The organism is Falsiroseomonas oryzae (assembly GCF_027856955.1).
In the GTDB taxonomy this organism is placed as follows: Bacteria; Pseudomonadota; Alphaproteobacteria; order Acetobacterales; family Acetobacteraceae; genus Falsiroseomonas; species Falsiroseomonas oryzae.
In genome coordinates this window covers 1-9,647 of sequence record NZ_JAPSMD010000203.1, presented here as the reverse complement: position 1 = coordinate 9,647, position 9,647 = coordinate 1, and the positions used below count along the sequence as shown (strand labels likewise).

Below are 9,647 nucleotides of genomic sequence, written 5' to 3'. Positions count from 1 at the left end.
CCGCCGCGCCGGAGCCGCCGCCGCTCGCCAGCGCCGCGGCGCCGGCGCCTGCCGCGAACCCGGTGATCGCGCCCCCCGATCCGCAGCTGCTCGAACCCTCCCGCCACGGGCCGGTGCCGCGGCTGGGGCCGGAGGGCCGGTCCTCCATCCGCACCTATGCGCGGCCCTTCGACCGGGAGGACCGGCGGCCGCGCATCGGCATCGTCGTGAACAACATGGGTCTCTTCGCCCAGCATTCGGAGGAGGCGATCCGCCGCCTGCCGCCCGGTGTCACCCTGGCCTTCAGCCCCTATGCGCTGCGCACCGAGCCGCTGCTGGACCGCGCCCGCGCGCGCGGCATGGAGTTCCTGGTGGCGCTGCCGCTGGAGCCGCAGGGCTTCGGCCCGCAGGCCGATCCCGGCCCGCAGGCGTTGCTGACCAGCCTCAACATCGGCGAGAACCTGGACCGGCTGGACTGGGCGCTCTCCCGCATCCAGGGGCAGGTGGGCGCCATCGGCGGGCTGGGCGGCATGCGCGGCGAGCGCTTCGCCGCGAATGCCGAACTGCTGGCCACCCTGCAGGCGAACCTGACGCGGCGTGGCCTGCTCTACGTGGATCCGCGCCCCGGCGCGCCGCAGCCCGCGCGCGCCTTCGGCCGCCCGGTGGACGTGTTGCTGGACGAGCCCTCCGCCGTGCGGGCCGAGGTGGAGCGGCGCCTGGCGGAACTGGAGGCGGTGGCGCGACAGAATGGGTCCGCGCTGGGCCTGGCGAACGATCCCGTGCCGTCGGTGGTGGCGGCGATCGCGGGATGGGCCTCGAGCCTGGACGCGCGCGGCCTGGTGATCGCGCCGGTCAGCGTGCTGATCCGCCGCCCGGCGGAGCAGGCGGCGCGCTGATCAGGGCGGCGTGGCGCGCCTGGCGCCGCGCAGCGCCAGATAGGCCCCGATGCCCGCGCCCGCCATGCTGAGCGATGTGCCGAGGCCCGCGCCGAACTCCAGCAGGCCAACCACGAAGGTCATGAGCGCGCCGAACCCCATCTGCATCGCACCGACCAGCGCGGAGGCGGTGCCGGCCAGTTGCGGCCGGGCGCTGAGCGCGGCGGCGATGGAACTGGGCTGCGTCATGCCGTTGCCGGTGGCGACCACGGCCATGGGCAGGAAGAAGGAGAGCAGGTGCGCCGGAAGCGCCAGCATCAGCGCGGCCGCCAGCAGCGCGCCGAGGGTGCAGGTCCAGACGCCGATCGAGAGCAGCAGCATGGTGCCCAGCCGCATCGCGTAGCGGCCGGCGATCCAGTTGCCGAAGGCGAAGGCGACGGAGACGGCGGCGAAGGCCAGCGCGAAGGTCAGCGGCGAATAGCCCATGCCCTGCACCACCACATAGGGCGCGCCGCCCAGGAAGGCGAAGAACACGCCGGTCGCGCTGGCGGTCAGCGTGGCATTGGTGCGGAAGGCCGGCAGCGCCCAGAGGCTGCGATAGGCCGTCCAGATCGCCGCCAGGCCCGGCAGCTTCTGCGGCGCGGGCAGCGTCTCCGGCAGGCGGCGCCAGCATAGCCAGGCCAGCGGCAGCCCGAAGGCCAGGCAGGACAGCATGATGGCGCGCCAGCCGAAGGCCATCTCCAGCAGGCTGCCGATCACCGGCGCCAGCATGGGCGCGATGGTCATGCCCATGGTGACGTAGCCCAGCACGCTCGCCGCCTGGTCCCGCGGCCAGACGTCGCGGATCACCGCGCGCGCCAGCACCACGCCGGCACAGGCGCCGAAGGCCTGCAGGATGCGCATGGCGACCACGCCGAGGACGTCCGCCGCCAGCGCCGCGCCCAGGCTGGCCAGCGCATAGACCGCCAGACCGCCCATCAGCAGCGGCCGCCGTCCGAAACGGTCCGACAGCGGGCCGTAGATCAGCTGCCCGATGCCGACCGCGGCCAGGTAGAGCGTGACCGTCAGCTGGATGGTCGCGGTGCTGGCGCCGAGGTCGCGGCCCATGGCCGGCAGCGCCGGCACCAGCACCTGCATGGTGAAGGGGCCGATGCCGATCATCGCCACCAGCAGCCAGATCGGCGGGCGCGGACGCGCCGGCGCTGGTCGCGCGGCGGCGAGGGGTTCGGCGGCGATGTCGCGGGGGCTCACGGGGGCGGGACGCTACTCCCGCCCGTCCGCCGGCGACAGCGCCCTGCCGGGTTCACGAAACCGTGTCGGCTGCGCCGACTCTGTCACACCACCAGGATGTCGCCGGCCGACAGCGTGCCGACCCCGCGCAGGATGGCCACCAGGTCCCGCCCGTCGCCGGCGCCGTCGAACCAGAGGCGGCCGGCATCCGCCTCGAAGACGAAGATGCCGAGGGCGGGCGCGCTGGACCAGCCGGTCGCGTTGCTCTCGAAGCGCGCCCCGTCCAGCGTGCCGGTCTCCAGCAGCGGGTCGAAGCCGGCTGCCACGACGCCGATGCGGTCGCCGCCGGCGAAGTCCAGCACCACATCCGCCTCGCCCGGCAGGCCGCCGAACAGGAAGACGTCGTTGCCCGCGCCGCCGGCCAGGCGGTCGCGGCCCGTGCCGCCATCGACCGTGTCCGCGCCCTCGCCGCCATTCAGCAGGTCGTCGCCTTCGCCGCCGACGAGGCTGTCCGCGCCGTCCTCGCCGAAGATGCGGTCGAGGCCTGCGCCGCCATCCGCCGTGTCGTCGCCGAGGCCGGCCAGGATGCGGTTGTCGCCGGCATTGCCGGCGATGGCGTTGCCGAGCGCGTTGCCGATGAGCTGGACGTTCCCGAGGCCGGCCAGGATCGCTGCCTCGATCTCCGCGCCGAGGCGCAGGGAGACGCTGGCGAACACGGTGTCGAAGCCCTCGCCGGCCAGTTCGATGGTGCGGTCGAGCGTGTCGTCCACGACGTAGCTGTCGTCGCCGGTGCCGCCGAGCATGCGGTCCGGCCCGAGGCCGCCATCCAGCGAGTCGTTGCCTTCACCGCCGAAGAGCCGGTCGAAGCCACCCTCGCCGAACAGCGAATCGTCGCCGCCTTCGCCGTTCACCACGTCGTCGCCATCGCCCAGGACCAGCCGCTCGCCGAAGGCCCGGAAGTCCAGGCGCGCCACCGCGGGATCGTGGTCGGAGGCCTGGTCGGCGAAGCTGCTGTTGACGTGCACGATGTCGAAGGCCGGCGCTGCGCCGTTCAGCAGCAGGTCGTTGACGAGCGTGTGGTCCAGCGACTGTGCGTTGCCTTGGAAGTTGTAGCTGTAGCGCTCGGTCTCCGGCAGCAGCGCCTCGGCCAGGTCGAAGAGCTGGCCGGGCCCGGCGCCGGTCAGGACCAGGTTCGGGTCGGACCACGCGAAGTCGTTGAGGTCGCCCAGCACGACGACCTTCGCCTGCGCATCGGCGGCCTGCAGCGCCGCCACCTCCGCGCGGACGATTGCCGCCTGCTGTTCGCGCTGCACCTCGCTCGACAGGACGGGCGGCTGCACGCTGCCGAACAGCGCGTTGTCGCCGCCCTTGGAGTTGAAATGGTTGTTGATGAGCGTGACGACCTGGCCGTTGAAGTCGAACTGCGCCAGCAGCGGCTTGCGGCTGGCCTGGAAGGCGTCGCCGTCCGCCAGGTTGGTGTCCAGCAGGCGGCGCACCATGCTGCCCAGGTCGTCCGGGTTGGCGTCCAGCAGCGTGACGAGGTTGGCGCGGTAGAGGAAGGCGGTGCGGATGTTGCCGCCGGGCTCGCCCCCGTCCTGGTCGTCCACGGGGTTGGCGTTGACGAAGGCATAGGCCGGCCCGCCCGCCGCCGCGATCGCGTCCACCAGGGTCTGCAGCGTGACGTCGGCCGCCACCACCGCGTCGTTCGTGGCGCCGTTGTTGTCCTGCACCTCCTGCAGCGCGACGATCACCGGTGCGCCGAGGTTGTCCACGATCTGCGCCGCGTGCCGCGCGAACTTCGCCGCGCCGTCGCCGGGGTCCAGGTTCTCGACGTTGTAGGTGGCGACCGTCAGCTGGCGGGCATCGCGCGTGATCGTCGTGATTTCCGGCGCGACGGAGGACGGTGCCAGCACGGTGGGCGCCGCGGGCAGCAGCAGCTCGTAGTTCTGGAAGTCGTAGCTCAGCACGCCCGTGACGCCGCCGAGCTGCGCGCCGATGTCCACGTCGGGCAGGTTCACCGCGGCATTCACCAGGTCATCGAGCTGGATGCGCTCCGGGTTTGCGTCGGTCGGGCGCAGCAGCGGCGCGCCGTCCGGCGTCACCGGGCTGCCGTCGCCGGTGCCGGGCACCACCACCCAGATCTCCTCGCTGGTGCCGAAGCGCGCGGTGGGAGAGACGGCGACGGAGGCGGGCAGCTCGATCAGCATGCCCTCCAGGCTTTCGAAGAAGTCGATGGCGTCGGTTGCGGGATCGAAGCTGGCGAAGCCGTCGTCGTCGATCGCGCCGGCCGGCGGCGAGCGGTCGGTGCCGAAGACCACCGGCGCAACGGTGGTGCTGCCGCCGAGGTCCACATAGCTCGCCGCGCCGGAGAGCTGGGTGATCGTCAGGTTGTTGGCGACGTTGCCGGGCCGGAACTCCGAGACCAGCGTATCCAGCACGCGCAGCGTCTCGCCGGGCGCAATGGTGGACAGGATGGCGGCGCCGGTGCCGGTGAAGACGAAGATCGCGTCCGACGTCGCCTCGCTGCCGGCGCCGGCGTCGGGCGTGGGGTCCTGCAGGTAGAAGCCGTTGGCGGCGACCGCGGTGACCACGCCCTCGACGTTCACGCGCTGGCCGGCCAGCGGCGAGCTGTGGCCAGCGCCCTGCACCTGCCAGATCTCGGTCAGCGTCACGTCGTCATTCGTGATGGTGCCGACCCCGCGGTTGTCGGCGAGGGTCGCGCTGCCCGCGCTGACGACCAGGTTGCTCAGGATGACGGCGAACTGCTCATTCGGCTCGGTCTCCGTGTCGCCGAGGATCTCCACCGGGATGGTCTGGGTCAGTGCGCCGCCCGCGGCGAAGGTCAGGGTGCCGCTGGCGGCGAGGAAGTCGGCACCCGCCGTCGCGGTACCGTTGAAGGTCGTGGCGAAATCCAGCGTGAAGGCGGCATCGGCGTTGCTGCGGCTGACGGTGAAGGTCATCGTGGTGAAGCCGCCATCGCCTTCCGCCACGCTGACGTCGTCGATGGTGATGCTGGCGCCCTCGACGCCGAGCAGAGTGAGGTCCCAGCGGGTCGTCTCGCGCTGCGCGAAGTTGAGGGCGTCGTTGAGCTGGACCAGTGTCAGCGCGTTCGGATCCTCGCTGCTCACGGTCAGGATCGTGTTGTCGAAGTTGCCGAGGTCGAGCACCTGCCCGCCCGCGATGACCGGGATATTGGAGGCGCTGGTGCTGCCGCTGCCGGTGTAGGCGCCGCTGCCGAAATCCATGAAGGCGATCAGCGTCGGGTCGCCGGTCAGGTGCGTGCCGCCGGTGACCGTGTAGGCGGTCAGCTGGTCGCCGGCCGCGGCCAGCGCGAAGGCCGTGCTGCTCGGGCTGGCGGCGCCGTTTGCCAGCGCCTCCACCGTGCCGGCGTCGCCGCCACCGTTGCGCACCGCGCCAAGCGAGCCGCTGGCGGTGTTCACCAGGATGACCGCGCCCGCCGGCAGGCCGTCGGCCGGCGCGGTGTATCTCAGGAAGCCTTCGGTCGGCCGGAAGGTGGTGGAGCCCAGGCCGCTGTCGTTGCCGCCCGTGGGGATGAAGCCGCCATCGGTGACGAAGAAGGAGTCGCCGCCGGCGATGGCGTTGCGTGTGACGAAGGCGAACTGGTCCGGATCGGTGGAGTTCGCGCCGATGAACGCGATGTCGCCTGCGTTGACGGTCATGTGCCTCTCCCGATTCGGCGCGTGCTGCGCGCCATCACGAGAGTTGCGCGCAGCCAACGGCTAGCAAAGCCGGCGCCAGCGCAGAAGCGGGCGCAGGACGCGATTTCCCGGTCTGTTCCGCCTCCGGCGAAAACTTAACCGTCCTTCAACACGGGCACCGAGGCTACCAGCGCAGGCCCGACAGTGCGGCGATCGAGCGCACGCCTTCCGCCGCGGCGACCTGCGCTAGCCGCGCGGGATCGGGCGCCGCGCCATGCGCATGGGCAGCCAGCCCCGTCAGCGCCCAGACCGCGTCGATGCCCGCGCCCTGGGCGCCGGCCAGGTCGGTGTGCGGGCTGTCGCCGATGGCGACGATCCGCGCCGGTTCCGCGATGCCCAGCGCGTCCAGTACCGGCGCATAGACCGCCGGGTCCGGCTTGCCGACCTCCTTCGCCGGCGGCCCGCCCAAAGCGACGTAGAGATCCGCCAGCGCGCCGGCACAGATCACGCGCTGCTCGCCGACCATGACGAAGCGGTCGGGGTTGACGCAGAGCATCGGCAGGCGGCGCGCGGCGCAGGCTTCCAGCATCGGGCGGTAGGGCTCGACCGCGCCGTTGCCGCGCTCGGGGTCGGGGCCGGTGTTCAGCACCCACTCCGCCGCATCGGGGTCGGCGACGAGGTCGATGTCGAGGCCCTCCACGGTGGAGAGGTCGCGCTCCGGCCCGATATGCAGCGCGCGGCGGCCATAGCCATGCGTGCCGGCCAGCAGCCGCCACGCGATTTCCCCGCTGGTGACGGTGGCGTCCCACAGCGCGCGATCCAGGCCCATGCCGGTGAGCAGCGCGTCCACCACATGCGCGCGGCGCGGCGCGTTGGAGAGGAAGGCCACGCGCTTGCCGCGCGTCTTCAGCGCGCCGAGCGCCTCCGCCACGCCGGGGTAGGGGCGGCGGCCGTCATGCACCACGCCCCAGAGGTCCAGGATGAAGCCGTCGTAGCGCTCGGCGAGCGGGGCGATGCCGTCGAGGATCTTCATCGGATGTCGGCACCCACGATGTCGCCCACGCTGCGCACGCCATCGCGGCGCAGCAGCGCGGCCAGCTCGCGCTTGATGCGCGGGATCAGCGCCGGCCCTTCATAGGCGAAGGCGGCGTAGAGCTGCACCAGGGAGGCGCCGGCGCGCAGCTTCTCATAGGCATCGGCACCGGAGCCGATGCCGCCGCAGCCGATCAGCGTCAGCCCGCGCCCGCGCGAGAGCCGCGCGACGCGCTTCAGCAACTCGGTGGACATGGCGCGCAGCGGCGGGCCGGAGAGGCCGCCGGCCTGTCCGCGCTGCCCGCTGCGCAGGCCCGGGCGCGTGATGGTGGTGTTGGAGACGATCAGCCCGTCCATGCCGTGGGTCACCGCGGCCTCCACCACCGGCTCCACCGCGGCCGGCGAGAGGTCGGGGGCGATCTTCACCAGGATCGGCGGGCGCGGGCCGGCGATGCGCGCGCGCGTTTCGGCCAGCGCGGCGAGGATCTCGGACAATTGCCGCTCCCCCTGCAGGTCGCGCAGCCCCGGCGTGTTGGGGGAGGAGACATTGACGGCGACATAATCCGCCAGCGGCGCCACGGCTTCGTAGAGCGCGGGGTAGTCGCGCAGCGGCGCGGCGCCGTCCTTGTTGATCGCGATGTTGACGCCGAGCACGGCCGGGCGCGGCCGCGGCAGGGCGGCGATGCGGGCGCGGAAGGGCGCGATCCCCGCATTGTTCATGCCCATGCGGTTGATCACCGCGCGGTCCTCGACCAGGCGGAAGAGGCGTGGCTTCGGGTTGCCGATCTGCGGCTTCGGCGTGACGGATCCGGCCTCCACGAAGCCGAAGCCCAGCCGCATCAACGGCCCGACCGCCACGGCCGACTTGTCGAAGCCGGCGGCGAGCCCGATCGGGTTGCGGAACTCGCAGCCCAGGGCACGGATGGCCAGGATGGGATCGTCCGGCGATCGGTCGGCCCCGGCCAGGCCGAATCGCAGCGCGCGCAGCGCCAGGTCATGCGCGCGTTCGGGGTCCACGCCGCGCATCAGCGGCATGAGAATGGAGGCGAGGCGGGGGGTCATCGCAGGGCAGGTGTGTGCCCCGCCCGCGCCGGCAAGGGAAGCCGCATTGACCGCGGGGCAGGGCTGCCCCAAGCAGCCCGCCCCACCTGAAGGCCGGGCCGCGCAAGCGGCCCCGCGCGCAACGCAACCGAATGGACCGGCGAGACAGTGCGTAGGCGCGCAAGCCAAGCCGCCGGAGGCGGCGCCCGGCGCCTGAGGGCACCATGAAGGGCCCGATCCTGATGCTCGCCGGGATCGGGCTGTTCGGGCTGCTGGACGCGATCAGCAAGACCCTCTCGGCCGACTACGCGGTCTGGCAGGTGCTGCTGGTGCGCTTCGCCACCATCCTGGCCGTTGTCTTCGCGCTGCGGGCCGCCATCCCGGGCTGGGGCGGCAGCCTGCGCACGCGGCACCCGCGCATCCATGCGGTCCGCGCCGTGGCGATGCTGGGCAGCGCGACCTTCTTCTTCCTGGCCTTCAGCCACCTGCCGCTGGTGGAGGGCTATCTGGTGTTCTTCACCGCGCCCTTCTTCGTCCTCGCCCTGGCGGCGCTGCTGTTGAAGGAAGCGGTGCCGCGCACGGCCTGGGGCTGGGTGGCGGTGGGCTTCGGCGGCGTGGCGATCGGGCTGGCGCCGGGGCTGCTGGGCGGCGCGGGCGGGGCGGCGATCGGCTATCTCTGGGCCTTCTGCGGCACGCTCTGCTACGCGCTGGTCTTCGTGCTGAACCGCTCGCTGCGGCTGGAGCCCGGCATGGCCCGCGTGCTGGTCTGGCCGGCGCTGCTGGGCCTGCTGGCGATGCTGGGGCCGGGCCTGTGGCACTGGCGCGCGCCCGAGGCCTGGGCGCTGGCGCTGATGGTGGTGAACGGCGTGCTGGTGGGCGCCGCCACGGCCTGCCTGGCGGAGGCCTTCCGCCACGCCTCCGCCGCGCGGCTGGCGCCCTTCGGCTATTCCGGGCTGGTCTGGAGCACCACCTACGACCTGGTGCTGTTCGGCCACCTGCCGGGCTGGCCGCTGCTGCTGGGCGCGGCGGTCGTCGTGCTGTCCTGCGTGATGAGCGAGCGGGAGGCGGCTCAGAACCCGGCGGGAAAGTCGTGAGTGCCGTCCGGCCGCAGCGGCAGCCGGGTGGCGCTCAGCACGGCGGAGATCGGCAACGGGCCGTAGAGGTGCGGGAACAGGCCGGGCCGCTTCCCGCCGCTCGCCGGCTCCCACTTCAGCGCGTCGCCGAGACGCGCGGTGTCCGCTTCCACGAGCCACAGGTCGGGCTCGCCGCGCCGGTGCTTCGCCGCGCTCTCCCGCACCTGGGCGGCGGTGGAGAAGTGCAGGAAGCCATCGCGCGCATCGTCGGCGCTGCCGCGATAGGCGCCGGCGCGTTCGGCGGCGCGCCAGTCCTCGCCGCGGACCAGCGTGTAGATCCGCGCCTCCGGCGCTGGGGTCTGAATGCGTTCCATGCCCCCTGCATTCACGCGATCAGCCGGTAGAAGACAAGCCCGCCCAGCTCAGTCGTCGGCACCAGGCCCAGCGCCCAGCGCGGCAGCTGGTCGTCGGTGTGGTAGTGCGTCGCGCCCTCCGTCGGGTCGGGCAGCGCCCCGGCGAGCGCCCGCGCTGCGATGCGGCGGCAGGGGCCGAGCTCGGCGCCGTCCGGCAGCTCCGCGATGGCGTGGCGGCGCGGATGGCCGGGCAGCCAGCAGGCGAACTGAAAGGGCGCGCGGCAGACACCGACCACCCCCTGCCCGAAATGCGTCGGCCCGCCGGGCCGCGCCGCCAGGCGCACGCGGGTCATCACCACGCAGGCCACCGCTTCCAGCGCGCGCACGGGGCGGCCCTGCGCCTCG

Annotated in this window: 8 protein-coding genes; 2 read left to right on the top strand and 6 right to left on the bottom strand. The window is 73.0% G+C overall.

The features are described from left to right. Window positions 1-875 (top strand): divergent polysaccharide deacetylase family protein (locus OZN99_RS18255; RefSeq protein WP_270936697.1); only part of this gene is annotated, 875 nt, incomplete at its 5' end. On the opposite strand, the gene OZN99_RS18250 is transcribed toward OZN99_RS18255, so the two are convergent. From OZN99_RS18250 to OZN99_RS18235, 4 genes are all read right to left on the bottom strand, one after another. Further along, window positions 876-2,105, bottom strand: coding sequence for a multidrug effflux MFS transporter (locus tag OZN99_RS18250; RefSeq protein ID WP_270936696.1), 1,230 nt, complete (start codon window positions 2,103-2,105; stop codon window positions 876-878). An 83-nt stretch (window positions 2,106-2,188) separates the two neighbouring features. Further along, window positions 2,189-5,764, bottom strand: a complete 3,576-nt coding sequence (locus tag OZN99_RS18245; RefSeq protein WP_270936695.1) for a Calx-beta domain-containing protein — start codon at window positions 5,762-5,764, stop codon at window positions 2,189-2,191. Between the two features lie 163 nt (window positions 5,765-5,927). Next, a complete protein-coding gene (locus OZN99_RS18240; RefSeq protein WP_270936694.1) occupies window positions 5,928-6,776 on the bottom strand; it encodes a TIGR01459 family HAD-type hydrolase in 849 nt (282 codons plus the stop codon). After that, entirely contained in the window at window positions 6,773-7,837 is a 1,065-nt protein-coding gene (locus tag OZN99_RS18235) for a quinone-dependent dihydroorotate dehydrogenase (protein WP_270936693.1), read from the bottom strand. The genes OZN99_RS18240 and OZN99_RS18235 overlap by 4 nt, the downstream gene beginning before the upstream one ends. Before the next feature lie 203 nt (window positions 7,838-8,040). On the opposite strand from OZN99_RS18235, the gene OZN99_RS18230 reads away from it, so the two are divergent. Next, the gene (locus OZN99_RS18230; RefSeq protein WP_270936692.1) at window positions 8,041-8,910 is read left to right on the top strand and encodes a DMT family transporter; all 870 of its coding nucleotides are present in this window, start codon (window positions 8,041-8,043) and stop codon (window positions 8,908-8,910) included. On the opposite strand, the gene OZN99_RS18225 is transcribed toward OZN99_RS18230, so the two are convergent. Together OZN99_RS18225 and OZN99_RS18220 are read right to left on the bottom strand one after the other, a co-directional pair. Next, on the bottom strand, window positions 8,886-9,263 hold the full coding sequence (locus tag OZN99_RS18225) for a DUF952 domain-containing protein (protein ID WP_270936691.1): 378 nt from the start codon (window positions 9,261-9,263) through the stop codon (window positions 8,886-8,888). The two genes, OZN99_RS18230 and OZN99_RS18225, sit on opposite strands and share 25 nt — an antisense overlap. A gap of 11 nt (window positions 9,264-9,274) precedes the next feature. Continuing rightward, window positions 9,275-9,647 (bottom strand): cell wall hydrolase (locus tag OZN99_RS18220; protein WP_270936690.1); only part of this gene is annotated, 373 nt, incomplete at its 5' end.

Bases quoted from the DNA above. Each gene is read 5' to 3' on its own strand.
- OZN99_RS18245 (WP_270936695.1), bottom strand. From the start codon at position 5,764: ATGACCGTCAACGCAGGCGACATCGCGTTCATCGGCGCGAACTCCACC.
- OZN99_RS18240 (WP_270936694.1), bottom strand. From the start codon at position 6,776: ATGAAGATCCTCGACGGCATCGCCCCGCTCGCCGAGCGCTACGACGGC.
- OZN99_RS18235 (WP_270936693.1), bottom strand. From the start codon at position 7,837: ATGACCCCCCGCCTCGCCTCCATTCTCATGCCGCTGATGCGCGGCGTG.
- OZN99_RS18230 (WP_270936692.1), top strand. From the start codon at position 8,041: ATGAAGGGCCCGATCCTGATGCTCGCCGGGATCGGGCTGTTCGGGCTG.
- OZN99_RS18225 (WP_270936691.1), bottom strand. From the start codon at position 9,263: ATGGAACGCATTCAGACCCCAGCGCCGGAGGCGCGGATCTACACGCTG.